This is a genomic window from Clostridium lundense DSM 17049 (genome assembly GCF_000619945.1).
Lineage (GTDB): Bacteria > Bacillota > Clostridia > Clostridiales > Clostridiaceae > Clostridium_AO > Clostridium_AO lundense.
This window is the reverse complement of record NZ_KK211043.1, coordinates 146,669-173,287: the sequence shown is the minus strand read 5'-3', so window position 1 is coordinate 173,287 and position 26,619 is coordinate 146,669. Positions and strand designations below refer to the sequence as shown.

At 28.1% G+C, this 26,619-nt stretch carries 27 protein-coding genes and 1 other annotated feature; of the genes, 7 read left to right on the top strand and 20 right to left on the bottom strand.

Features of this window, described 5'->3' with window-relative positions; genetic code table 11:
* Nucleotides 1-19: 19 nt before the first annotated feature.
* The 4 genes from T514_RS25445 to T514_RS25990 all read right to left on the bottom strand — a co-directional run bounded on the left by T514_RS25445 (nt 20) and on the right by T514_RS25990 (nt 4,299).
* Entirely contained in the window at nt 20-1,978 is a 1,959-nt protein-coding gene (locus tag T514_RS25445) for a V-type ATP synthase subunit I (RefSeq protein ID WP_034870082.1), read from the bottom strand.
* An 11-nt stretch (nt 1,979-1,989) separates the two neighbouring features.
* Nucleotides 1,990-3,036 carry a V-type ATPase subunit gene (locus T514_RS0122825; protein ID WP_027626811.1) on the bottom strand — a complete coding sequence of 349 codons (1,047 nt, stop codon included), beginning with the start codon at nt 3,034-3,036 and terminating at the stop codon, nt 1,990-1,992.
* 3 nt (nt 3,037-3,039) lie between these two features.
* The gene (locus T514_RS0122820; protein WP_027626810.1) at nt 3,040-3,363 is read right to left on the bottom strand and encodes a hypothetical protein; all 324 of its coding nucleotides are present in this window, start codon (nt 3,361-3,363) and stop codon (nt 3,040-3,042) included.
* A 69-nt stretch (nt 3,364-3,432) separates the two neighbouring features.
* Entirely contained in the window at nt 3,433-4,299 is an 867-nt protein-coding gene (locus tag T514_RS25990) for an IS1/IS1595 family N-terminal zinc-binding domain-containing protein (RefSeq protein WP_051542266.1), read from the bottom strand.
* A 227-nt stretch (nt 4,300-4,526) separates the two neighbouring features.
* Between T514_RS25990 and T514_RS0122810 the strand changes: the two genes are divergently transcribed.
* The 3 genes from T514_RS0122810 (at nt 4,527) to T514_RS0122800 (ending at nt 6,734) form a co-directional block, all read left to right on the top strand.
* The gene (locus T514_RS0122810) at nt 4,527-5,285 is read left to right on the top strand and encodes an ABC transporter ATP-binding protein (protein ID WP_027626809.1); all 759 of its coding nucleotides are present in this window, start codon (nt 4,527-4,529) and stop codon (nt 5,283-5,285) included.
* A 1-nt stretch (nt 5,286) separates the two neighbouring features.
* Nucleotides 5,287-6,084, top strand: a complete 798-nt coding sequence (locus T514_RS0122805) for an ABC transporter permease (RefSeq protein ID WP_027626808.1) — start codon at nt 5,287-5,289, stop codon at nt 6,082-6,084.
* A gap of 299 nt (nt 6,085-6,383) precedes the next feature.
* Nucleotides 6,384-6,734 (top strand): tetratricopeptide repeat protein, encoded by a 351-nt coding sequence (locus T514_RS0122800; protein WP_027626807.1) that lies wholly within the window; start codon nt 6,384-6,386, stop codon nt 6,732-6,734.
* A gap of 36 nt (nt 6,735-6,770) precedes the next feature.
* On the opposite strand, the gene T514_RS0122795 is transcribed toward T514_RS0122800, so the two are convergent.
* The 4 genes from T514_RS0122795 to T514_RS0122780 all read right to left on the bottom strand — a co-directional run bounded on the left by T514_RS0122795 (nt 6,771) and on the right by T514_RS0122780 (nt 10,812).
* Nucleotides 6,771-7,595 carry a polysaccharide deacetylase family protein gene (locus T514_RS0122795; RefSeq protein WP_156940061.1) on the bottom strand — a complete coding sequence of 275 codons (825 nt, stop codon included), beginning with the start codon at nt 7,593-7,595 and terminating at the stop codon, nt 6,771-6,773.
* Between the two features lie 86 nt (nt 7,596-7,681).
* Nucleotides 7,682-8,857, bottom strand: a complete 1,176-nt coding sequence (locus T514_RS0122790; protein WP_027626805.1) for a transglutaminase-like domain-containing protein — start codon at nt 8,855-8,857, stop codon at nt 7,682-7,684.
* 37 nt (nt 8,858-8,894) lie between these two features.
* Nucleotides 8,895-9,533, bottom strand: coding sequence for a recombination regulator RecX (recX, locus tag T514_RS0122785; protein WP_027626804.1), 639 nt, complete (start codon nt 9,531-9,533; stop codon nt 8,895-8,897).
* 46 nt (nt 9,534-9,579) lie between these two features.
* A complete protein-coding gene (locus T514_RS0122780; protein WP_027626803.1) occupies nt 9,580-10,812 on the bottom strand; it encodes a M16 family metallopeptidase in 1,233 nt (410 codons plus the stop codon).
* A 204-nt stretch (nt 10,813-11,016) separates the two neighbouring features.
* On the opposite strand from T514_RS0122780, the gene T514_RS0122775 reads away from it, so the two are divergent.
* Nucleotides 11,017-11,508, top strand: a complete 492-nt coding sequence (locus tag T514_RS0122775; protein ID WP_027626802.1) for a QueT transporter family protein — start codon at nt 11,017-11,019, stop codon at nt 11,506-11,508.
* 185 nt (nt 11,509-11,693) lie between these two features.
* The gene (locus T514_RS0122770; RefSeq protein WP_027626801.1) at nt 11,694-13,262 is read left to right on the top strand and encodes a DEAD/DEAH box helicase; all 1,569 of its coding nucleotides are present in this window, start codon (nt 11,694-11,696) and stop codon (nt 13,260-13,262) included.
* 86 nt (nt 13,263-13,348) lie between these two features.
* Here T514_RS0122770 and T514_RS0122765 read toward each other — a convergent pair whose 3' ends face one another.
* Both T514_RS0122765 and T514_RS25435 read right to left on the bottom strand, forming a co-directional pair.
* Complete coding sequence (locus T514_RS0122765; protein ID WP_027626800.1) at nt 13,349-14,935, bottom strand: glycoside hydrolase family 57 protein; 1,587 nt, start codon at nt 14,933-14,935, stop codon at nt 13,349-13,351.
* Nucleotides 14,936-14,955: 20 nt separating this feature from the next.
* Complete coding sequence (locus T514_RS25435) at nt 14,956-15,357, bottom strand: DUF4912 domain-containing protein (protein ID WP_034870129.1); 402 nt, start codon at nt 15,355-15,357, stop codon at nt 14,956-14,958.
* A gap of 166 nt (nt 15,358-15,523) precedes the next feature.
* Between T514_RS25435 and T514_RS0122755 the strand changes: the two genes are divergently transcribed.
* Nucleotides 15,524-16,111 carry a flavin reductase family protein gene (locus tag T514_RS0122755; protein ID WP_027626799.1) on the top strand — a complete coding sequence of 196 codons (588 nt, stop codon included), beginning with the start codon at nt 15,524-15,526 and terminating at the stop codon, nt 16,109-16,111.
* Nucleotides 16,112-16,397: 286 nt separating this feature from the next.
* Here T514_RS0122755 and tyrS read toward each other — a convergent pair whose 3' ends face one another.
* The 9 genes from tyrS to rbsK all read right to left on the bottom strand — a co-directional run bounded on the left by tyrS (nt 16,398) and on the right by rbsK (nt 24,909).
* A complete protein-coding gene (gene tyrS / locus T514_RS0122745) occupies nt 16,398-17,615 on the bottom strand; it encodes a tyrosine--tRNA ligase (protein WP_027626798.1) in 1,218 nt (405 codons plus the stop codon).
* A 95-nt stretch (nt 17,616-17,710) separates the two neighbouring features.
* Nucleotides 17,711-17,982, bottom strand: a binding site (T-box leader).
* A gap of 76 nt (nt 17,983-18,058) precedes the next feature.
* Nucleotides 18,059-18,418: a fluoride efflux transporter CrcB gene (gene crcB / locus T514_RS0122740; protein ID WP_027626797.1), complete on the bottom strand. Its 360-nt coding sequence runs from the start codon at nt 18,416-18,418 to the stop codon at nt 18,059-18,061.
* A gap of 27 nt (nt 18,419-18,445) precedes the next feature.
* Nucleotides 18,446-18,829, bottom strand: a complete 384-nt coding sequence (locus tag T514_RS0122735) for a fluoride efflux transporter FluC (protein WP_027626796.1) — start codon at nt 18,827-18,829, stop codon at nt 18,446-18,448.
* A 179-nt stretch (nt 18,830-19,008) separates the two neighbouring features.
* Complete coding sequence (locus T514_RS0122730; protein ID WP_027626795.1) at nt 19,009-20,007, bottom strand: LacI family DNA-binding transcriptional regulator; 999 nt, start codon at nt 20,005-20,007, stop codon at nt 19,009-19,011.
* Nucleotides 20,008-20,119: 112 nt separating this feature from the next.
* Complete coding sequence (gene rbsB / locus T514_RS0122725) at nt 20,120-21,043, bottom strand: ribose ABC transporter substrate-binding protein RbsB (protein WP_027626794.1); 924 nt, start codon at nt 21,041-21,043, stop codon at nt 20,120-20,122.
* Nucleotides 21,044-21,095: 52 nt separating this feature from the next.
* Nucleotides 21,096-22,028 carry an ABC transporter permease subunit gene (locus T514_RS0122720; RefSeq protein ID WP_027626793.1) on the bottom strand — a complete coding sequence of 311 codons (933 nt, stop codon included), beginning with the start codon at nt 22,026-22,028 and terminating at the stop codon, nt 21,096-21,098.
* A 32-nt stretch (nt 22,029-22,060) separates the two neighbouring features.
* A complete protein-coding gene (locus T514_RS0122715; RefSeq protein WP_027626792.1) occupies nt 22,061-23,566 on the bottom strand; it encodes a sugar ABC transporter ATP-binding protein in 1,506 nt (501 codons plus the stop codon).
* Between the two features lie 12 nt (nt 23,567-23,578).
* Complete coding sequence (rbsD, locus tag T514_RS0122710) at nt 23,579-23,974, bottom strand: D-ribose pyranase (protein WP_027626791.1); 396 nt, start codon at nt 23,972-23,974, stop codon at nt 23,579-23,581.
* 2 nt (nt 23,975-23,976) lie between these two features.
* Complete coding sequence (rbsK, locus tag T514_RS0122705; protein ID WP_027626790.1) at nt 23,977-24,909, bottom strand: ribokinase; 933 nt, start codon at nt 24,907-24,909, stop codon at nt 23,977-23,979.
* A gap of 376 nt (nt 24,910-25,285) precedes the next feature.
* Here rbsK and safA point away from each other — a divergent pair, with 376 nt between their 5' ends.
* The gene (safA, locus tag T514_RS0122700; RefSeq protein WP_027626789.1) at nt 25,286-25,900 is read left to right on the top strand and encodes a SafA/ExsA family spore coat assembly protein; all 615 of its coding nucleotides are present in this window, start codon (nt 25,286-25,288) and stop codon (nt 25,898-25,900) included.
* Between the two features lie 66 nt (nt 25,901-25,966).
* Here the strand turns inward: safA and T514_RS0122695 are convergent, their stop codons facing one another.
* Complete coding sequence (locus tag T514_RS0122695) at nt 25,967-26,473, bottom strand: YfcE family phosphodiesterase (protein WP_242850651.1); 507 nt, start codon at nt 26,471-26,473, stop codon at nt 25,967-25,969.
* Nucleotides 26,474-26,619 lie beyond the last annotated feature (146 nt).

Here is a 26,619-nt window from a genome sequence, read left to right as displayed (position 1 = left end):
CCTCCAAATTTATTAATTATTATTTTTCAACTCCTATAGGGTTAAACTCAAATCCTGAGCCTTCATAGTACTTGCTAAACAGCTCATAATACTCTAATCTCAAGCCTTGTATGAATACAATTAATCCTTCCAATCCAATTATGATAATATTGCCGAGTACATACATAAATATACTTCCAAAGCTGCTTTTCATCATTTGAGCCATAGACGCAAAGGCTATAAATAATCCCACATGGTTTAGTGCGAATGCACCAACTCTTATGAATGATACAGTATTTGAAAACATACTTAATAAAGTTTCAACAACACCAAAACCACCCTCTATATAATAATCACTCTTGTCTTCATTATATAAGGGCCTTTTTTTCAAAATAATATTGGATATAGGTTGCTTAAATACCATAAGTGCCAAAAGAACTACAAATAAAATTATCCATGTATTTGTATTTAAACTCTTAACATTATTAACTTTTGTATATGCAAAAACTAATAATGATATATAAAATACTAAACCAACAAATCCATCTTTTCCAAATAACCCATTCTCCAAATCACCTTTTTTAATATTATTAATTAGGCTATATATAAATCCTATGATTAAAAGCCCGCATCCAAAGATTATTGCAAAAATGAGAATTTCCTTTATATTTTCCATAGGCCTTATCAAAAGTGGTTCTATTATATCTTCAAATCCAAATACACTTCCATATAATAATCCAAATATACTGGAGCTTATTCCAAGCCTAGCTAAAATCCCTCCATAATTGTAATTATTCTTTTTATATTTTATATAAAGACCTGACAATAGGAATACCAATCCTTGTCCAACATCCCCAAACATTAATCCAAACATTATCATATAACTTATTGCTAAGAAAGATGTAGGATCTGTTTCACCATAGCTAGGTATGCCGTACATATATACCATAGTTTCAAAAGGCTTTACTGCAAAATTATTTCTTAATTTCGTTGGTGGTTCTATATCATCATGTACTTTGTCTGGTGATCTCTCAATAATAACTATTTTAGATTCAAAATAACCCATTTTTTCTTTAAATCTATTTATCATACTTTCTGCTATCCATCCACACAAATAGAAGAATTCTCTGGTATGTGCAACATACTCTTTTAAATTCAAGCTTTTTTGTTTTAGCTGAAAACTCTTCCTGATTATTGCTATATCCTTTTTATATTGGATGTATATTTTTTCAAGAGTCTTTTCTGAATCCTTTATATCTACATGGGTCTTTATTAATTCATTTTCTATTTTTTTCGATATATCTTTAGGAGTACCATCATAATCTATGGGTAAAATTAATCTCTTGGCATTTAATGACTTAAATAACTTTTCAATTTCACCTTCCATTATTTTAGGTGCAAACACTACAGCTACTTGAAATTCTCTATCCTTATAATCACTCATAATAATGGCAGGTATATTTTCATAGTTTGATTGAATCTTTAAATAATTACCTCTAGGTAATCTAAAAACCCTTATATAAAAATTTTTCAAGTTTTTCAAATCTTCTGCAGTTAAATTTACATCCTTAATATAACTGATATTTTTTTTATACTCTTCTAATTCCTCCTTTCTAGACCTATAAAAAGATAGATCTCTATGTGCCTTTTCAAATTTTTCAATAATAAAATCTAATTTTTTTTCTAATTCATTAGTATCTAATATTAGTTCCTCATCTCGTACTCTTTCATCACTTTTCTCAATTATTTCATCTAATTTTTTAATCTTCATTTTAATATGCGAATAATCTGTTTTATTCACATAGGGTCTTACATAATTAAAATCAATTAATGCTTCCAAATTATTCTCTGTAACAGATAAATTAAAGTTACTTCTACCTATTTCATCAATTGCATTTACAGGATGAAGCGTATTAGACAAAACTACATATTCAGCTACATCTTCTAAAATATCCATAGACCCTACTACATTCACCATAGTCATCTTTTCAATTGACACAAAATCACCCCTTAATTAATAGTGGTCACATACTTTAAAGTTTCTTCATTACTTATGCTGTATCTCTTGCTCTCTATTATGGATACTATATCTATTATTTCCAACAATGCCAATTCCAGATATGCTATAGCTACGGATATATTATTCTCATGTTTTTTCTGATATTGAAGATACATTTTTTTCAAGTAATTGTGAATATCTCTCTGAACTAAATATTCATCTTTTTTCACATCTCCAAAAACCTCCCTATAGCTAGTCTTGTTTACTAATTTAAAGAATTCTTCCATATCCTTTGAATAGCAAAGTTCCTTTAATGAATTTATATTTAATTTGTAACCATTATAAATAGTATAATTTAGTAGCTCCTCAGGACTCATTGTGTAATACTTTTTCCCTCTAAATATCCACTGAATATTTAATAGATCATTATATACCCCTAAAAATTTATTCATTAATTCTTTGTCTTCACTATTAAGGTTGTTTATAAATTTTTTTATAGAATTAAAATAAATAAAATCTAATGCGGTTTCTATTCTAAATAGTCCTTCTTCTTTTATTCCTTCTATAACATGGCTTAAATGTTTATAATATTTTGTATTTTTAAGATATTCTCCTACTTCATACACATCTTTTGCTTCAATTAACTTATCATAATCTACATGACTTAACGGGCTCCTATATGTGATCAAAAGTTCTATATCCTCTTTACTTTTTCCTAAATACTTAGCTCTAAAAATATTTTTTAAATCTTCTACTTCAAATCTTATAAATAATACACTAAATAGTTTTTTATAATCTCCACTAAAATAATGACTTAATTTATAAAAATTTTTAATATAGTTTTTCTTCAATATATGCTCCAACTGTATCCTATGAATATCTTCTATATCGTATTCCTTTAATACCTCATAATATGGTGTCTCTTCTTTTAAGTATTTAACAGCCTCATTGTAATCTTTAGTTTCTACAATTTTATTATATTGATCAATACTTAAAAATTTTCTTTCTAGTGCTTTTATTTTTGTATTTACAGCAGCATACTTTGCTATACTACCCATTTTCTATTCCTCCTTAGAAGAACTTAAAATATCCACGATAGTTTCTTGTACTATTTTATCTTTTGCAGTTTTAAATTTTTCATATAATAAATTCATCTGTTCCTCCTTTTGATTTTTTATTTCCTCTACCTGCTTTTCTGCTTCCACTATAGTCTTTTGTTTAGTCTCCTCTTCAACCTTCTTTATATCAATTTCTTTTTCCATCAACATTGATTGTATTTCTTTTTGCAACTCTTCTCTTTTTTTCTTCATTTCCTCTTTTTTGTTTTCTCTAAATCTTTCTGCCTCTTCGTCTATAGCTATAATTCTTTTAATTGTAAATTCCATATTTATCACCTCTATTCATAAAATAATTGTTTATAATTAATGTTTGTATATATTGTTGATAAAATATTTTTAACAAATAAAGCATAGTAATAAGTCCTTATTTTTAAAAATATCTATTATCCATTTAAGCCAATATAAATAGTTATGAAAGTACTTATGGTCAACGCCATTAAAACGCTTCAACCAACTTCTTAGCCTATTTCTAAATGACTTATTACTATTGGTATAAGATATATAAGTATTATATAAATTTTTTCTTATTACCTTTGCTTCAATCTTTTTATTATGGAATCTATCTTTATAATTTAAATTTGATATTATGTTATTTATTTTACTAACATAATACTTTTTATTTTTTGCATTTCCATCATACGTATTACTTAAATTGTTCAATGATTTTTGGGATATTATACAATTGTTAAATTTATTGCATTCAACCTCATTTAAGAAATGTGATAATGCTCTATGATTTTCAGCTATCTTGTCTAAAAAGCAATTTCCTATAAAAGATCTTATTGCATCTAATATCCTATGTCTCCAAAAAAAGGAGGTAGATAAATTCAAATGGACTATAGCTGCACTTTCTCTTAAGGAATACCCCAAAACCATGCATTTTAAATATTGTACCCATTGTTTAATGGATTTTTTTGTATAAGAAATAATGGATTTAGTATAGTCTGAAAATGACTTTTTACAATCCTTACATATATATCTTTGCTTATTATCATATTTACCATTCTTTACAATATTGGTAGACTTACAATGTGGACATTGTCTCTCACTTGTAGATTTAACTTCCATTTCCTTTAAAATATCTATATCTGAAATACAACTTGTTCCTAATATTTTTTGAAAATATGTATGTAGCCTATTCTGTCGCTGTTCATTTAAATTTTTTACTTCTTTCATAAGCAGTACCAGAATTTCATTTATCATACTATCATTCCTTATTTTATGTTTTCTTAAAATATATTCCAATTATAGCACACATAAACATGCCTTACAAAGGTAATTTATATAAGTTTAAAAATAATTAACATTGTTAATTTAACATTCTTATTTAACATCATTATTTAACATTATTATTTAACATTATCTTATCCACCCACATATACTAAACTATGATTTTATTAGATTTATAACTTATATAGGAGTGAATTATAATGGGAAAAGTAGAAATTAAAGAAGTTTATATGAATTATCACTCATTAAAAAATTCCACTAGGGCATTAGATAACATAACCTTTTCTGTTAATGATGGTGAGTTTTTAAGTATTGTGGGACCCTCTGGCTGTGGTAAATCTACTATTCTTAATATTATCGTTGGACTTTTAAAGCCTTCATCTGGTGAAGTATATATAGATAATGAGTTAATCAATGGTGTATCACCTAAAATTGGATACATGTTTCAAAGAGATCATCTATTTGAATGGTTAACTGTTTGGGAAAATATACTGTTGGGATTAAAAATTCAACATAAGTTAGATACAGAAAAAAAAGATAGAATCATTAGTTTACTAAAGGATTATAATCTTTGGGACTTTAAAGATCACTATCCCAACGAATTGTCTGGTGGAATGAGACAAAGAGTAGCTCTTATTAGAACCTTAGCTTTAAATCCAGAATTGCTTTTATTAGATGAGCCTTTTTCTGCCTTAGACTATCAAACACGGCTTAATGTTAGTGACGAAATATACAAAATATTAAAAAAGGAAAATAAAACCATAATAATGGTGACTCATGATTTATCAGAAGCTATTTCAATGTCCAATAGAATTTTAGTTCTTTCTAGTAGACCTGCAAAAATAAGAAAAGAGCTTACTATTAATTTTGATTCAAATTATACTTCCCCATTAAAACGTAGAGAGGCTCCCGAATTTAGAGGCTACTTCAATGAATTATGGAAGGAGTTGAATTCTTAATATGATTGATTTTGAAAAGGAACATGATATATACATTAAAAATATAGAGCACAGAAAAAGAAAAATTATTTTTACAAGGTTACTGATATTAATATTATTTTTCCTACTTTGGGAGATAGCTGGCGATTTAAAATGGATAGACCCCTTCCTAACTAGTACTCCTTCAAGAATGTGGAAGAGCCTTGTTAAAATATTTAATGAAGGTACATTATTTCGTCACATTGGTATCACCTGTTATGAAACTATATTAGGATTTATATTAGGAACTGTTTTAGGCACTTTCATAGCTATATTACTATGGTGGTCAGATTTTTTATGTAAAGTTTTAGACCCTTATTTAGTAGTTTTAAATGCTCTCCCAAAGGTAGCATTAGCTCCAATTATAATATTTTGGGTAGGCAATGGTACAAATGCTATTATATTAGTTGCTCTCTTAATCTCCATTGTAGTTACCATTATAAGTGTATTAAATGGTTTTAATGAAGTAGATGAAGATAAAATAAAACTTTTAAAAACATTTGGAGCAACAAAGTGGCAAATACTAATTCATCTTATAATTCCAGCTTCCATTCCTACCTTAATATCTGCTCTTAAAATAAATGTAGGACTTTCTTGGGTAGGTGTAATAATGGGAGAATTCCTCGTAGCAAAGGATGGACTTGGCTTTTTAATAATATTTGGTGGTCAAATTTCTCAATTAGATATGGTTATGATGAGCATAATAATTCTCTCTATTTTAGCCTATTTAATGTATGAAGTAGTTGCTATTATTGAAAAAAAATTTAAAATACTCCCTTAAAAATTTATAAAACAATTTTTTAGTGAAGAGTGAAAAGTGAAGATTTAAAAATAAATGAAAATTTTTTCTGTTTTACTACGAAAAATCTAATTTTAAGATTTTCTATAGCATAGCAGAAAAAAATCTCATTTATCCTTCACTATTCACTCTTAATCTTTTATTAGAAATACTATGTATTTTTTTAAAACGTATAATTTTAAAAAAATTGGTTAATATTCCTAATGGAATATTATTCAATGATTATAAATATATTTAATTAAAGTCTGTATCTTTTGGAAAATACTAAGGGAGGATTTCAAATGAATTATTTTGAAAAAGCTAATGATTATTATAATTTAAAGGATTACAAAAAGGCTATATCATTATATCAAAGGTCTATTGAAGCAAAAGAGAATGAAGCTGCTTCCTTGTATAATTCAGCAGTTTGCTTTATAAAACTAAAAGAATATAGTGAAGCTATTTCCCTATTAAAATCCGCTATAGCCTTAAAAAGTGAAAGTAAGTATTTCTTTAACTTAGGATATTGCTATGCTATGTTAAAAGACAATAGAAAGGCTTTAATATATTTTAATACAGCTTGGTCTTTAGATAATGATGATAAAGATTGTGAAAAAGCAATTAATTTAATAATAAATAGTTATAAAAAATAGTTTGTGGAGAAACCCTCTTCACAAACTATTTTTTTATTAATAAAGAAGCTTAAATTCATATCCCTTACCTTTTAAATATTCTATAATTGAAGGTAATGCTTGTACAGTCGTTTCCTTTGCTGGAGCATCATGCATTAAAATAACTAAATGTTCTTGGTCTGCAGCAGTTTCTTTAAGTCTTGAAATAAGTTTATTTACTGATACATACTCTGCCTCTGCATCACCATTTAAAGCATTCCAATCTACATATCTATATCCAGCTTTTTTTACAGCTTCCTTATAAGGGTTTAATCTATTTCCAAATGACCCACCCGGAAACCTTATTAGCTTAGTTTCATAGTCATCTCCCAGTATAGACTTTATCACCATCTCACACCTTTTTACATCTGATAAAAAGTTTTCTGTACTAGAATACACATACTTATAATCATGACTATAGGAATGGATGCATACTGAATGGCCTTCATTTTTCTCTCTTTTTACTAATTCACTATTTTCATTAGCCATTGTTCCTATTAAAAAAAATGTAGCCTTTACGTTATGTTTTTTTAATATATCTAATATCTGTGGAGTTAAATTTGAAGATGGTCCATCATCAAAAGTTAAATACGCCACTTTCTTGCCATCAGGTTTATATGGATCTAATACTGGCTCCGACTTTTTCTCCTTTTTATCCTTATCCTTTTGTTCTCTATCACTATTTGATTTCTGATCATCTTTTGTATTATCATTCTTTTGTTCATTATTTTTAGCATTTTCATTAGTTTTTACGGCACTAACCACTACGCTATTTTTTTTCCCAAAATAACCTCCTACTAAAAAACTAGTAGAAAAAAGAAATATAGCAGAAATAAATAGCATTATAGTTCTTTTAAATTTGCTTTTTTTATTTTTCCTGTTTAGCCCCTTCAATTAAAATCCCTCCACTTTATGCTTGTTAAAACTTTCTACCACTCACCGGCAATATTAGAATCTTTATGATCTAGATCGAATCTTTTGCTATTAAAATAATTTCCACCCTTATAAAAGGTAGTGTCTACATTAATCCATTTATCTTCATTTGGTATATATACTTGATTCCAAGCATGACTTACCCAACTCACACCATTGAATCCTTGTCCCGTTATCAGCCTTACTTTTATTCCGTTAGCTCTACACATTGCTACATATAAACAAGCATAATCAAAGCATATTCCCTTTCTATCTTGAAAAGTAGCTATAGCCCCAGATTTTACATCAAATTCATTATTTAATACTTTATAAGCCTTATCATGATCATAAGCTATATTACTACCAATCCAATTATATAATATTTTGGCTTTTTCTTTTTCTGTGGATTGTTTTTCTACTAAATCCCTTGCAAAATTATCAATTTGCTTATTAGATTTCACTCCCTCACTTAATGTAACCCCATTATAATATACTATGGTCTTTCCCTTAATAACTCTATCTGAAGAACTCTTGGTGGAGTTACCTTCCTTTACCACTATTTTAAAAGAGTTATTAATTATATCAGGTAATTTTCTGGCTAATCTTGAATTTGTAACCGGAATTACAATTTTCTTACATAAATAATTATATGTTTTAGAGCTCTCTAAATACCTATTAAATGCTTGATTTGTATAAAAAATAGATACAATATTTAATAATAATGTGATAAACAGCACATATCCAATAGACTTAGGTAATTGAAACAATGCTCCTATAATACTTCTAAATCCATTACCCTTTTTTCTTAAATACGTTTCTGTATGATCTAAAATAGGATAAAGGGTTAGATTATTTATAATTTGTAATATTACAATTATGATATTATATATTAATATCATAATTAGAGGCATTAATACTAAATATATTATAAAAGATCTATCCTCTATATATTGTATTATGTTAACAGGAATTGATTCATATATTATTTTATATATACCGCTGTCATGCTGAAAAAATAATTTTTTACCATAATATATTCCCAAGAAAAGAGCAGCAATAAAAGAAATAGTTTTATTAAGTTCTTCTATGTCAATTTTAAGATCATTAGAAGAAAATTTTAATAAAAATCCTTTTATTACAGGGTAAATAATAGCTAAATATATAGCCACTGTTATAGGATTAATATCATGCATTAAACTCACCCCTTTGACCCTACTTTAATAAAATAATCTACCAATCATTATTATTAATAAGCTTATTTAATATAGGCTTAATATCATCAAAACTATATCCCTTTCTTATAAGAAAATCTCCTAACTTTTTATACAACTTTCTTTTATCCTCTTCTCTTTTTACTAATTGATTATATTTATTTTCTGCTATTTTAACAAGAGCTTCTGCCTCTATATTTGAATCCATATTTTCTAATTTTTGTCTAACAATATTTTCGTCTATACCTTTTTGTAATAAAGAATATTTTATCTTATTTTTCCCTTCTGATTTTGATTTTTCTTTGATATACATTTCAACATACTTAGAATCGTCTATCAGATTATACTCTTTAAGAGAATTTATAACCTTTTCTATAGTTTTATTATCATATCCCTTTCCTAATAGTTTGTCATAAATTTGCTTCTCTGTTTTAAAACTTCTTTCCATAAACCTTAAACTATCATTTTTACATTTAATATAGTTATCTTCTTCTATAATCTTTTCTATAATAGGAATATCTATATTCTTACCAGCTTTTAAATTATATCTGTAGATAATTTCTGCACTGCATGCAAATAAAAATTCTTCATTAACATATATATTAACTCTATTTTTATTTCTCTTCTGTAATTCTACCTTGGTTATTAAATTATCCATTTTATTCAAATTTCCTCCTAAATGTTCCTCCTAAAAATATAATTTATTATCTTTTGTTTTTTAAAATATGAATTGTTGGGTTGTTTAATACCATTCTTCCTACATTATATATATCTTCTCTTTTTACATCATCAAGTTTTTTCATGTCATCAATAAAAGCAAATATATTTTCTCCATCTATCATCTGATGAAAAATGTAATTACTTAAATCTGTAACATCTTCTAATGTAAATGCTACTGCTGTTTTTAAAACCTTTTTCATTAAATTTATAGTACTATCATCAAATAAAATGTTTTCCTTCTTTATATCTTCTATACACATATCTATGGTTTTAATTGTTTCATCTACCTTTTCTTCTCCTACAGCAGTATATAGGTATAATGATTTGACACAATTAGTAGTATCTAAGCTAGTATATACATCATAAGCTAGTCCTCTTTCTTCCCTAAGCTTTCTAAAAAGTATAGAGTTAGCGCTATCCCCTAGTTTATGATTTAATATTTTCAATGCTAATTCTTGATGTTTATTTAGATTATGAAAAGTGTATAAATATAATATAGTACTTTGCTCTATATCACTTTTATATGAAGTAAATATTCCTGGTGTGTTATTTTCTTGAAATATGCTATTTATTGTAAAGTCATTAGATGTCCAATCATTAAAATATTTGTTTATAATTTCTAATACATAGTCATGTTCATAAGAAGATACTATAGAAATATAACAATTATTTGGTACATAGTATCTATGATAAAAATTCAACAATGTTTCTCTTGAAAAAGAATTTAAATGTTTTTCTGTACCCAATGTATGATATTTTAATGGACTATTCTTAAAACCCACTTCATTAATTCTTTTAAAACTATAATCTTCTATGTCATCTCTACTTGTCCTTATTTCTGATATAATTACATCTCTCTCTTTTTTCATTTCTTCCTCAGGAAATATGGACTCCTTCATCATATCACTTAAAAGTTCAATAGAATTTTGAAATTCCTCACTTAGTGCTGTTATACTATAAACAGTACAATTATGGTCAGTGTAAGCATTATATTCCCCTCCAAGGGCTTCTAATTGATTATTTAATTTTTCATTATCTTTTTTACTTGTACCTTTAAATAACATGTGTTCTATAAAATGAGAAATTCCTCTTTCTTCATCCTTTTCATATAACGAGCCAACCTTTATACCTACATGAATAGAAAAAATCTGTGTATCTTTTTTTACAGAAATTAATTCTATTCCATTTAATAATTTATGACATTTTGAATGGAACATTAAATACTCTCCTTTAAATAAAAATTATTATACTTAGATTATTATAATTTATATTTAGTCAAAATGGAAATAAATCTTTCACATATATAAAATATTCAATTGACTTATTTATAAAGATATATTAAACTATAAAAAGGCTAATTATACTAGCTGAGACAGTTCGTAACCATCCTGTCTTAAAACAAAACTATGGAGGTAATAAAAATGAAAAAAAACACTAGAAATTTGACAGTTGCTGCAATTATTGCTGCTATATATGCAGTAGTAACTATGTTTTTAACTTATCCTATGAGTTATCAAGCATCTCAATTTAGAGTTGCAGAAGCTCTTACAATCCTACCATTCTTCACACCTACTGCAATTCCCGGATTGTTTTTAGGTTGTGTTATAGCAAACATATTGAGTCCTGTTGGACCATTAGATATTGTCTTTGGTTCTCTTGCTACTTTAATTGCAACTATGCTAACTTACTCAATAGGAAAGAGCAATTTAAAATACAAGAAATTTATTGCACCTTTCCCACCAGTAATAATTAATGCTATAATAGTTGGTTTACTATTACATTACACACTACAGTGGCCATTACTTATTACAATGTTACAAGTTGGATTTGGAGAACTAATTTGTTGTTATGGACTAGGATTACCACTACTGTTAATGATTGAAAAAAATAAAGAACTGCAAAAATTTTTTTAAGCAAAGTAAATAAGCTTAATTATAGTTTTTTTTATTAAAAAGGCAGTAATTACTGTCTTTTTTAATTTCATGATTATCAAAATTAATTTCTATATAAAACTAATTAGATTATGCGTAATTAAACTCTAGGGAAATTGGAAATAATAATACTATATTTATAATAAAGAAAGAGGAATGATAAAATAATGAACGATATAAAATTTTCAGATTTAGAACTTCATAAAGACGTACTAAAAGCTATTGATGATTTAGGATTTGAAGAACCTTCTCAAATACAAGCTGAAGCTATACCTGTAGTACTAAGTGGTAAAGACATGATAGGTCAAGCTCAAACAGGTACAGGAAAAACACTAGCCTTCGGTGCACCTATAATTAGCAAGATTAAAAGAAATACTAACAATATCAGTGCGTTAATTTTAACTCCTACAAGAGAGTTAGCTATTCAAATTACAGATGAGTTGGCAAGATTATCAAAATATACAAGAACTCGTTTACTTCCTGTATATGGAGGTCAACCTATCGACAGACAAATTAGATCCTTAAAAAAAGGAGTAGACATTGTAGTTGGTACTCCTGGAAGAATATTAGATCACATAGACAGAGGAAGTATAGATCTTAGTGATGTAAACTATTTGGTATTAGATGAAGCTGATGAAATGCTTAATATGGGCTTTATAGATGATATTGAAACTATAATAAAAAGTACTAATGAGGATAGACAAACTTTACTATTTTCAGCTACTATGCCTGGCCCTATTAAAAAACTTGCTTCAAGATATATGAAAGAAAACCCAACACATATAGCAATCATAAAAAATACAGTTACTGTTGATAAAATAAAACAGTTCTACTTTGAAATTAAAAACAAAGATAGATTTGAAACTCTTTCCAGAATTTTAGACTTAGATGAACCATCTAGCGCTATTATATTCTGTAAAACTAAAAAAGGGGTAGATGAAGTAGTAGAGTCTATGCAAATCAGAGGATATAACGTAGAAGGTATGCATGGTGATATGGCACAAAATCATAGAATAAATACACTAAAGAAATTTAGAGAAGGAAATCTTGATTTCCTAGTTGCAACAGATGTTGCTGCAAGAGGAATAGATGTAAAAGGTGTTTCTCACGTAATCAATTATGATTTACCTCAAGATACAGAATCCTATGTTCATAGAATAGGAAGAACTGGTAGAGCAAATACTGAAGGTATAGCATATTCCTTAGTAACTCCAAAAGAATATATAGTTTTAAAAGGAATTGAAAAGTTTACAAAAAGCAAAATTAGAAGAAAAGAAATTCCTACTTTAGATGATATATTAGAATCAAAATACAAAACTTTAGTAAAAGATATTAGAGAAACAATAGCAGAGGGAGATTTTAACAAATTTATTCCTTTAGCTACTGAATTAGATGAGGAATTTAATCTAGTGGATGTGGCTGCTGCTTTAATGAAAATGACATTTGATGAAAAATTAAGCTACAACTATACAGAAAACTCAATAAGTTCTGCTAGTCATGTAAGATTATTTTTAACTGCTGGTAGAATGGATAAAATTAATCCTAAGAGTTTATTGGTATTCCTAGCTGATAATGCTAATATTAGTTCTTCTTCTATAGGAAATATAGATATTTTAGAAAAATTCTCATTTGTAAATGTAGATGAAGATGTAGTTGATAGAATTTTAAAGAATGTAAATGGTAAAAAATTAAATGGAAGAAAAGTAAAAATAGAAGTTGCTAACAGTTCAAGATAAAGTTATTAACATTATTAACAAAGTAACTATGAACAAACAAAAAGAATAAATAAAGAGAATTTTCTCCTTATTTATTCTTTTTCATTTTACACTATACTCCTATATACTCCATAATCCATATTAGGAAATATGTTGTCCAATTTCTCAATTTTACACAATTCATTTTCACTTATGGTTTTTTTTGACGTTTGTTCATATAATTTATTAAACCTTTGAACATGAGAGTTTACTCTTCCTACAGCATACTCTACAGTAGTATTGTTCTTAATTATAAAAGGCCAATCAGAAGATTCTGCTAACATTAGCTCTCTTGCTGCTTGATTTAATGCTCTTTTCTCTAACTTATTAGGAGCTTTATAGGTATTTGCTAGCCTTATCATCTTTTCTGCACAACTGTGTAAGTCTCTATAAATCCAATCATTTGATGAATTTATCCATACAGAATAATCACTATTTTCCCCCCAACTAGAAGGACATGGGCTACAACATTGAACTATTGGATGCTTTTTTAAATAATTTGCTGGGGTAGTTAACTCATATGAAGTCCATTTTTCTGAAGATTTTTTTATAAATTGGTAAATAAAATCTGGGCCTTCGAACCACCAATGTCCAAAAAGCTCTGTATCATAAGGACATATTATTATAGGGGGTTTATCCATATGCTCACTAATCTTATTTATTTGATGATGCCTACTACTAGCAAAATGTTCTCCATGTTCTTTTACTTTTTCCATAGCTATTTCTCTATTATAGTATTCTTTACTTTCTGTATTTCCCGTAACTCTATAATACTTTACACCTGTATCTATTCTTATTCCCTTTTTATCTATATAAGGTGATATATATTCCATAGGTAGCTCATAACCTATATCCCTGTAAAACTCCCTATAATTATGATCTCCTGGATATCCATTAAAGCTACTCCATACTTGATAGGAAGATTCCATGTCCCTTCCAAAAGTGCATATACCATTAGCAGTTGAAATAGGTGCATAAGTACCATATTTAGGTCTGGGGGAAGCATTAAGTATTGCTTTACTTTCGCTTATAAAGTATTTTATTCCAAAGTCCTTTAAAACTGAATCCAGTGAATATGTATAAGCACATTCCGGCAGCCATATTCCCTTTGGGTCATGTCCTATAGAATCTATGTAATACTGAACTCCTGTACTAATTTGAGCCTTTACAGTTTCAGGATTAATACTAAGAAGCGGCAATAATCCATGAGTAGCTGAACAAGTTATTATTTCTAATACTCCAAGTCTGTCAAATTTTTTAAAAGCATTCATTAAATTATAATCATATTTTTTATATATATCATAATTGTTATTGAATCTTTCATTATAAAATTTAGCTAATTTATTCAGCTCTTTATCTCCCTTAGTTCTTAATATCTCTTTTTCTGATAATTCAATGGACTTTTTCAAATAAATATTATATTTCTTATTTAAATAAGAATCCTGAAGCATAGTCATTAAAGTAGGTGTTATAGACATAGTTATCTTAAAATCTATATTTTCATCTACAAGTTTATCATACACTTCTATTAAAGGGATATAACACTCACTCATAGCTTCAAAAAGCCATCTTTCCTCAAGTGAATCCTCCTTTTCTGGGTGTCTTATAAAAGGTATATGGCTATGCAGTACTAAAGCTACGTATCCTTTTTTCATAAATAATCCTCCATTACAAATTACTTTGTAGAAATATCTTCTTTAGAAACATCTATATAGCATACACTTTTGTCTTCAACCTCTAACAATCTTGGAGTAGTTACAGTATTAGAAGTGGCAAAGCATACAAAAGTTTCATCAGAAAGATACCTGCCCAATTTTACAAATACATCAATGTCCCCTCTATCTAAATTTATATACCAATTATCTGCAAATGGATCTATAAATATTGTCTGCAATTCTTCAACTATATCATTGTTTACACAATAAACCTTTAAAACAGGTCTGGAATCTTGTAATACATTTTCTCCATATTGATCTGTAAATTCCTTTAAAGCTCTAGAAGAAAGGGTATAATAACAAAAAATAGTATTGGCGTTTTGCACCATAAGTACTATTTTAGATTTATCAACTCCACACATTCTCTCACCTCTTACCGCTCATTTTATAATTTTTATCATAATTAATATTTTTTTCCATATCATATTTATTTCTACATAGATTTAAAAATTCCTTTACTTCATATATAATAATGGTTATAACAAAATAATTAATACTTTATATAATATTGATGGAGGATACATAATTATGACTAAAGTTTTATTTAAGGGAAGCGCTATGCTAAATCCCGTACCTGTAGCACTAATAACTTCAATAAACAAAGAAGGAACAGCAAATGTGTTTACTGTTGGTTGGATTGGAACTGCTTGTACAAAGCCTCCTATGATAACAGTTGCCATAAGGCCTGAAAGATTATCTTATGAATATATTAAGGAAACAAAAGAATTTGTAGTAAATTTACCTGCCAAATCCTTAGTTAAAGAAGTTGATTACTGTGGGGTTAGATCAGGAAAAGTAGTTGATAAAATAAATAAATTAAATTTTACATTAGAAAAATCTGAAATGGTAAATTCCCCAATTATTAAAGAATGTCCCATAGCATTAGAATGTAAATTAAAAGAAATAATTCCTTTAGGTACTCATGATCTATTTTTAGCAGAAATTATATCTGTACATGTAGAAGAAGAACTAATTGATAAAAATGGTAAAATACATTTTGAAAAAGCTAATTTAATGTGCTATTCTCATGGTGAATATTTTCCTATTCCTGAAAAGTCTATTGGTAAATTTGGCTTTTCTGTTCAAAAGAAAAAAACTAAGACTAGAAGAAAATAATTCTTTTGCTTGTCCATCTATCATAAGATAAATTAGGGGGGATGGACAGATGCCTAAATTTAAAAAGCTATTATATACTTTACTTTTTATACTTTTGATTCAAATAATATTAATATACCTTCTTAATTTAAGATAAAAAGTATAGATACTTATTATTATATAGTTAAAATCTCGACATTCATTCTCCTATTATCAACAGTATAAAAATGGAGTAGAATCTATACTATAGATTCTACTCCATTTTATCTGATGAAAACTTCATCTAAATTTTAGAAATCTGTTTATTCTAGATAGATAACTTTAAAAACTTATCTTTTCCAATTTGTAATATATCTCCATTATTTATACCAGCTACTTTAAACTCAGCTATTTTATTACCGTTAATTTTAACTCCTCCTTGTTGAATAAGTCTTCTTACTTCACTTTTAGAGGATATCATTTTAGAAGATGCTATTACTGATACTATATCTACAACTCCATTATCAACAACGTCACTTTCTATTTTAACTTCTGGTATATTATCTGGAATATCCTTTTCCTGGTATACTGTTGTAAAGTATTCCTCACCTTTTTTAGCTCCGTCTTCTCCGTGGTATAAAGTAACAATTTCTTTTGCTAATCTCATTTTTACATCTCTTGGATTTGTATTAGTATCATTTAATTCTTTTTCTATATTTTCTATTTCATCTGGATGAATATCAGTGCAAAGATTAAAATATTTCAATATCATATTATCTGGAATTTTCATAACCTTAGTAAACATATCTTCAGGCTTTTCATAAATTCCAATATAGTTTCCAAGACTTTTACTCATCTTGTCTACCCCATCAATTCCTTCAAGAATTGGCATAAATATAGCTATTTGACTTTGCATACCGTAATCCTTTTGAAGAGTTCTTCCCATTAATATATTAAATCTTTGGTCTGTTCCTCCTAATTCAATATCTGATTTTATATGAATAGAGTCATATGCTTGCATTAATGGGTAAAAGAATTCATGAATACCTATACTTTGATGAAGATTAAATCTATTCTTGAAATCCTCTCTTTCAAGCATTCTTCCCACAGTATATTTAGCACTTAATTCTATTACATCTCTAAAATTAAGCTTTGAAAGCCATTCACTGTTAAATCTAACTTCTGTTTTGCTTTTATCTAAAATTTTAAATATTTGATTTTCATAAGTTTTTGCATTAACTAAAACTTGTTCTTCTGTTAATTCCTTTCTTGTTTTAGATCTTCCTGTAGGATCACCTATTCTTCCTGTAAAGTCTCCAATTATAATAATTGCTCTATGTCCTAAATCCTGAATTTGTCTTATTTTTCTTAATACAACTGCATGACCTAAATGTATGTCTGGAGCAGTAGGATCTAGTCCTAATTTTACTATAAGCTGTCTTCCCTCTTCATGAGCTTTTATTAGCTTTTGTTCTAATTCTTCAACCTCAATTAATGAATCTACTCCCTTAGCAATAATTTTAATTTGTTCTTTAACATCTATCATTGTTTATACCTCCTAGTTATTTATGATTAATGAATACTGCACTTTTCCTAATTTAATATAAAAACAATAAAAAAACTCCCATCCTCTATAAAAATATAGAGGACGAGAGTACTATCCCGTGTTACCACCTCAGTTTATTAATATCTCACGATACTAACCTCTTCGAGTACAATAAAGTTTCATATACTCTAGCACTATAACGTGTGCAGGGATACGGCAACAGCCTACTTCCTTTTGACACTTACAAAAGGGTTTGGTGTGCAGCTCAGAGACGTATTCAAAATATCCTTCTTCTCTCCCTCTCAGCCCACAGGAGTTCTCTGTAAAAGACAATGATATTCCTACTCTTTCTCTTCAAAGCTTTAGATAAAGTTCCTTCAATTTATAAATCATGTTAGCATAATTTACATCCATTGTCAAATATATATTTAAATTTTTTTTATTTATATAAACATATGTACAATTATATTTCCCAAGGAATATCCTATTATACCTAAAATCACTGTAAGCATTATATATATAAATCCGTTCAACTTTTTACTACCTTCTAATAAATTAACTCCTTCATACATAAATGTAGAAAATGTAGTATACGATCCCAAAAATCCTTCTCCTAAAAATAAGTACAAATTTTTACTTATACTAATATTACTTACTATACCTAAAAAAATAGCTCCTGTAATATTAATAATAAAAGTTCCTAATGGAAAAGAACCCTTATTATTTTTAGAAATAATTTTACCTGAAGTAAATCTTGCTATACTTCCTAGAATTCCTCCTATACCTACTATAAGTAGCTCCATAACATTACTCCTTTGTATATGTATTTATCATTTTATTACTCTTAATTTTCTTCCTAATGCTACACCTAAATATGCCATCAATAAGCCTAAGACTATAGAAAAAAATACATATATGCTAGCAAAATAATAACTTTTATAAAATAGATTATAGGTTTCCTTACACAATGTAGAAAAAGTAGTATATGACCCTAAAAATCCCGTACATAGTCCCATTTTTATATTACTATCTATTTTAATTCCTTCTAAAGCCAGAGTTAAAATAAAGCTAAGTAGAAAACTTCCAGTAATATTTATTATTAATGTGTTTACAGGTATATCTCCTGAATAATTAAACATCTCTATATTTTTTATAAGAAGTCTACTAATGGCTCCTAAAAACCCTCCTATACCTATAAAAATATATTCCTTCAAGTAATATCACACCCTTCTTCAGTTGACAGTTAATAGAGAACAATTCACAATTATTGGTCCTGTTCTTCTGTTACTCTACATAAAAGCTTAAATTATAATAATAACGAATAAATAAGGAAACCTTACCCTAAGGGTAAGGTAAAATTATTCATAATTTATTATTTATTTTTTATTATTTCTTACACCGTATCCCTTATAATAAGTTCTGTACTGAAATATATACGATTTTCAGGTATATTATCTCCGTTTATTATACTTATTAATAATTTACAAGCTTCTTTTCCCATATCATAAATTGGCTGGGATATAGTTGTAAGTTCTGGCTCAACAAATTTTGAAATTCCAATATTATCAAACCCAATAACACCTACATCTTCAGGTATTTTATATCCATTTCTAATTAGAAACTTTATTCCTCCATAGGCCATCATATCATTACTATAGAATATAGCTTCTATATCTGGTGTCCTTTCTATAATTTCTTCTGTTACTGTTATACCGCCTTCTATAGTAAAATCACTATTAAATACTAAAGATTTATCATAGATTTTATACTCTTCCATAACTTCTTTATATCCGCAAAATCTTTCTCTAGCATTTTCTAATTCTTTTGGCCCTTTTACAAAAGCAATTTTTCTCTTGTTTTTACTTATTAAATATTTTATTCCTTCTTTAACTCCATCCTTATTCTCACAGTATATACCATAATAATCATTATTATTTTTTATTGGTCTATCTACAACTACAAATGGAACGTTATTGTTTTTTAAAATATCTATAGATCTACTACTTTCTCCACCAGATATAAATATAACACCATCTACTAATTTACTTACCAGCAATGTAGTATATTTTTCTTCCTTACTCTCTTCATTATCAGTATTACAAAATATCACATTATAGCCTAAGTTATTAGCTCCATCTTCAATAGCCCTTGCCATTTCAGAAAAGAAAGGATTTGTTATATCTGGAAGTATGATGCCTATAGTTCCGGATTTTTTAGTACTTAAACTTCTAGCTACAGAATTTGGAATATAATTTAATTTTTCAGCTATTTTCAATATTTTTTGTCTTGTTTCTTCACTTATGTTTCCATCTCTATTATTTATAACCATGGAAACCGTAGTCTTTGATACATTAGCCTCCATAGCAATATCCATCATAGTAACTTTTTTCATAAATATCCCTTCTAGGTCTAAATTTTTGTATGCTCACTATATATATTATCATAACTATACATTTTATAAAATCCAGGATTATATTAAATCCTGGATTTTTAATTAAATATTCTTATTTCTTTATAAGTTTTAGATCAACTGGGATTTCTTTTCCTACTGTTTCTCCCTTTACAACTTTTATAGCATTTTCTACTGCTAAGCTTCCCATTAAATCAGGCTGCTGTGCAACTGTAGCTGCCATTTCACCATTTTGTACTGCTTTTATTGCATCACTGTTTCCATCAAAACCTACAACTATTATATTTTTACCCTTTAATGCTTTTGCAGCACCTAAAGCCATTTCATCATTATGAGCAAATACTGCCTGGAAATTTGGTGTAGCCTGAATTATATTTTCCATTACACTTAATCCCTTTTGTCTATCAAAGTCTGCTGGCTGACTTGCTACTACTTTTACTCCAGCTTTTCCATCTACACCTTCATGGAATCCCTTACCTCTATCTCTTGTAGCTGAAGCCCCTGGTATTCCTTGAAGTTCAACTAAGTTTCCTTTTCCACCTATCTTTTCAAGAATAAAATCTGCTGCCATTTTTCCACCTTTAACATTGTCTGATGCTATATGGCATACAACATCTCCTTTATTAGCTTTTCTATCTACAGTAAGTACTGGTATTTTCTTTTCGTTAGCAACCTGTATCGCATTAGCTACAGCATCACTATCTGTTGGGTTAATTATTATTGCTCCTACTCCCTGTTGAACAAGGTCTTCTACATTGGATCTTTCTTTAGCTGCATCATTTTGTGAATCAACTACAACTAAATCATAACCTAATTCTTTAGCTTTCTTTGTAGCTCCATCCTTCATAGATACAAAGAATGGATTGTTTAATGTAGAAATTACCATACCTATTTTCTTGTTTTCTGCAGCTGGTTTTTGGGCATTCTTTTCCTCAGTTTTTCCACAGCCAGTTAATCCTCCAACCATAAACATTCCTGTTAGAACTAAAGAGAGCATCTTAAACTTTTTACTTTTCATAAAAATTTCTCCTCCTCTATTAACCTTTTATAATAAATATTTAAATTGGTAACTATTTATTTTTTTTATCAAGAAGTATAGCTAGTAATATAACTAATCCCTTAACTATAAGCTGATAATAAGGAGATACATTCATAAGATTTAATCCATTATTTAAAACTCCTATTATCATAGCACCTATTATAGTTCCAACTACAGTTCCTTCTCCACCTGAAAGACTTGTGCCTCCAAGCACTACTGCTGCTATAGCATCTAGCTCAAATCCAGTACCTGCATTAGGTGATGCTGAACCAACTCTGCTAGTTACAATAACTCCACTTAACGCTGCTGCAACACCACATATTATATAAACCATTGTTTTAATCTTATCTGTATTTATACCTGAAAGTCTTGCTGAATCCTCATTGCCTCCAAGAGCATATACATATCTACCATATCTAGTCTCATTTAACACATACCAAGCAATTAATAGTACAACTAAAGTAATTATTGCTGGCATAGGAAGAACGCTAGCGATCTTTTTATTTCCTATCATCATAAAGCTATCTGGAAGAGCTGATACTGGTGTACCGTTAGTATAAACTAATGTAGCTCCTCTAAATATAGTCATTGTAGCTAAAGTAACTATAAATGCTTGTATTTTCCCTTTTGATACTATTATTCCATTTAATAGTCCTATTAATGCACCAATGACTAACGCTGCTATCAATGCTGTAACCATACTGCCATTTGTTTTAATTAAGGTAGCAGCAACAGCTCCTGATATAGCAAGTGTTGAACCTACTGAAAGATCAATTCCTCCTGTAAGAATTACAAAAGACATTCCTATAGCAAGGATTGCATTTACTGAAACTTGTGTAAGTACATTCATTATATTTGTGATATTTAAAAATCTTGGGGTAATTATAGATATAACTACACAAAGTATCATTAGTCCTAATAAAGACTTATATTTTAAAAGAATACTTTTTATATCTTTATTCATTTTCCTTTCTCCTTCATATTAGATTGAAATATTTAGTTATTCATATTTACAGCATACTTCATTATATTTTCTTGAGTAGCTTCTTCTCTTGATAATTCTCCTGATATCTTTCCTTCACTCATAACTATTACCCTGTCACTTACTCCTAGGATTTCAGGCATATCAGAAGAAATCATAATTATTGCTTTTCCCATCTTTTTAAGTTCATTTAATACTTCATATATTTCTTTTTTTGCACCAACATCTATCCCCTTAGTAGGCTCATCTATAATTAAAACCTTTGGTGAAATCATTATCCATTTTGCAATTATTGCTTTTTGTTGATTTCCTCCACTTAAATTTTTAATTATCTGAGCTGGTGATGGAGTTTTTACTGAAAGCTTTTTTATATAAGTATTTACTTCTTCTAATTCTTGTACTCTATTTATTCTCTTTAATGAATTCTCATATTTTTTCAAATTACAAATACTCATATTTTCTCTAACAGACATATTTAATACAAGACCTTCTTTTTTTCTGTCTTCAGATAAATAAGCAATTCCATTATCTATTGCATCCTTTGGAGATTTTATATTAACTTTTTTTCCTTCTATATATATGTCTCCTGAAGATTTCTTGTATTCACCAAATATAGTCTTAGCAGCCTCTGTTCTACCTGATCCCATAAGCCCTGCTACCCCTAAAATTTCACCTTCTTTAACATGAAAAGATACATTTTTCACTTTACCTTTGTAGCATAGATTTTCTACTTTTAATAAAACCTCCCCCTCTTTCTCTTTTCTATAAGGGAATTGTTCTTCTAATTTTCTTCCTACCATCATAGATATTAAGTCATCTTTTGTAACTTCTTTTACTATAGCATCACCTATATATTTTCCGTCTCTTAATACTGTAACTCTATCGCATATCTTAAATATCTCATCCATTCTGTGAGATATATATATAATTGCTATACCTTGAGATTTTAATCTTTCAATAACCTCAAATAACTTTTCAGTTTCTACATCAGTTAATGCAGTGGTAGGCTCATCCATAATTATTATTTTTGAATCTTTTGATATGGCCTTTATTATTTCTATCATCTGCATTTCGCCAACATTTAGATCCTTTACTAATGTATCAGGCTTTATATTAAATCCAATTTTAGATAAAAGTTCTTTGCTCTTTTCTTTCATGTACTTTTTATCTAATTTTCTTAAAGCACCATTATATTTTTCATTTCCTAAAAATATGTTTTCATATATTTTTAGATTTGAAAGTAAGCTTAATTCCTGATGTATAATAGAAATCCCTAGATTTTCAGCATCTTTTATTCCACCTATATTTACTTCATTACCATCTATTAGAACTTTACCTTCATCTTTTTTATATACTCCACTAAGTATTTTCATTAATGTAGATTTTCCTGCTCCATTTTCACCAAGTAGTGCTAGCACTTCACCTCCATAAGCTTTTAAATTTACATTTTGAAGAGCCTTTACTCCTGGGAAAGATTTGGAGATATCTATCATTTCTAAAAGAGGTTTTTTCACTTCCATATTCTTTCCTCCTTAAAAAACCACTCCTGATTTTAATATTACATTTGCATAAGGTGTTTGTTCTCCAGTTCTTATAACAGCTTTACAATTTTTCAGCCTATTTTTCAATTCCTCATGACTTATAAAAGTGATCTTTATATTTCCTAATTCTTTTTCTATTTCTTTATAAAGTATTGGACTTACTTCCATGGTTTCTGTTGCTATTTGGACTTCTTCTACTTTAAGTTCCATTAAAACAGCCTTTAATGTATCCATAAAAGTTGGAATACCCTTTATAAGAGCTAAATCAATTCTTTCAGTTTCTTCTGGAATAGGAAGTCCACAGTCTCCTATTGCTAATGAATCAGTATGTCCCATTTTTGATATTACAGAAGATATATTGCTATTTAAAATTCCTATTTTCTTCATAATTAATCCTCTCCATAAACTTTTATTACTTCATCTAAATAAGGTAAGGATGGTTGAGCTCCTTGTCTTTGAACTGTTATAGATGATACTTTATTTCCAAACTCTATAGCTTTCTTTATAGATTCAAAATCTACTTTATTGCTAACATTAAGTTTATTAGCTACTGCTCCTATAAAGCTATCCCCTGCTGCAGTAGTGTCTATAGCTTGCACTTTATATGCTGGAACTATACAAAAATCATCCTTAGAAATTAAAGCTGCTCCTTTTTCTCCTAGAGTAATTATTACGAATTTTACTCCTTTTTCTGCAAAAACTTTTGCTGCTTTCTTTATACTTTCTTCATCTTCTATTTTTATTTTTGTAAGTTCGTAGGCTTCAGTTTCATTTGGAATAATTATATCTGTGTATTTTAATAATTCATCTTCTATTTCTTTTGCCGGAGCTGGATTTAATATAGTTGTAACTCCATAATTTTTAGCTATTTTAAAAGCTTCTATAGTAGTCTCTACTGGAGTTTCAAATTGGGCTATTATTACATTAGAATTTTTTATAATTTCTTCTGCATTATGAATTTCCTCTTTTGTTATATTCATATTAGAACCAGGAACTACTATTATAGAATTGTTACCATTATCATCTACAGTAATTATAGCCATTCCTGTTGGTGCTTTTTCATCTATTGAAGTATATGTTAAATCTATGTCATCGTTTTCAAGTGCTTTAGTTAACATTTTCCCATTATCATCTTGTCCAACTTTTCCTATCATATATACATTTCCACCAAGTCTTCTAGCTGCAACCGCTTGATTTGCCCCTTTTCCACCTGGTATCTTTTTAAAATCTTTAGAAAGTATGGTTTCTCCTGTTTTCACCATTCTGTCTACTCTCAACACTATATCAATATTAATGCTTCCTAAGACACAAATATTTTTCATAAATTTCCCTTCACCTCTTTCCACTTAACCGGTTTACTAAACCGGTTAAGTGTATTATATATTATTTATTTTTCTTTGTCAACGTTTTACTAAAGCATTATTATGCATAATTTAAAATTTAAATTGAATTATGCTACTCTAATGTATTAATAAAAACGCATATATCTGTGATTCTAAAAATATATAACGTATCATTTAGTATTGCTAATAAGTAACATAGATCATTAATATCACAATTCATATAAATAATTACACCTTATATGTGAAAATATTAAAATTTTTCACAAAATTCAAATGTAGTTTATGGCTTACAAACCATAAGGTGCTAACATAAATTATTTATTTAAATTAAAAATAAGTATGAGGTGATTTAATAATGATAAAAAAAATAATAACAGCTATAATTTGCACATTATGTATTTCAACCACAGTATTTGCAGCTCCTTTAACATATACTGTTCAGTCCGGAGACAGTCTTTGGAAAATAGCTGTAAAAAATCAAGTTGGTATAAGTGAGTTAATTGCGGAAAATCCTCAATTAAAAAATCCAAGTTTAATATATCCCGGACAAAAGATATCAATTCCAAATATGCAAGATGTAAAAACACAAGAAAGTGAAGTAGTTCGATTAGTCAACATAGAGAGAAGTAAAAATGGATTACCTGCATTAAAAGAAAATTGGGAAGTATCTAGAATTGCTAGATATAAATCACAAGACATGATAAATAAAAGTTATTTTTCTCATACATCACCAACTTATGGATCTCCTTTTACTATGATGGAATCCTTTGGCATTAAATTTTCAGCTGCTGGTGAAAATATAGCAATGGGGCAAAGAACTCCTCAAGAAGTAGTAACCGCTTGGATGAATTCTCCTGGGCATAGAAGTAATATTTTAAGTCCTAATTTCTCTCAAATTGGAGTAGGCTTGGCAAAAGATAAAAATGGTATTTGCTATTGGACACAAATGTTTATAAAACCTCTATACTAAAATTAATTATATTAGTAAACAGTAATGTAATCTCTTTAATTTAAAGAAGTTACATTACCGTTTACTTTATTTATTATTGAAAAACACTATTCTTGCCTGTATTTTCTTTTTTTCTAATTCTAATATTATATAAGAATACCATCTTTCTTTAAGTTTACGACTAGGGGAACCTGGATTTAACATTAGTATTTTATTTTTGGTTTTTATTATAGGCTGATGGCTATGTCCAAATATTATTATATCTACTTTACTATCTTTGAATTGATCATAAGCTCTATCCATAGCATTTTTTTTCTCCCCATGGCCGTGAAACATACCAATTTTATATCCTTCTATGCTTATTATGTCTTTTTCTTTTAAGTATTGCTTTACAGCACTGCTATCATTATTGCCAAAAACACCTACAAATTTCTTTTTCTTTTTTATATTATTTACAACATCCATGGAATCAAAGTCCCCTACATGAATAATCATATCTACGTCTTTAAAGTACCTATCAATTATTTTATTAATATTTTCACAATGTTTGGTTATATGTGTATCAGATATTATACCTATCTTCAAATATCTCACCCTTTACATGTTTATTTGCTTTTTATAAACAATCCAATATATTCTATGATTACTTTTTAAATTATGTCCTCTCCAGAGCTTACTATTTTAAATTTATCTTAAAATAAATATTAGAAATTTGCTTAAAAAAACCACTACGCTCTTGG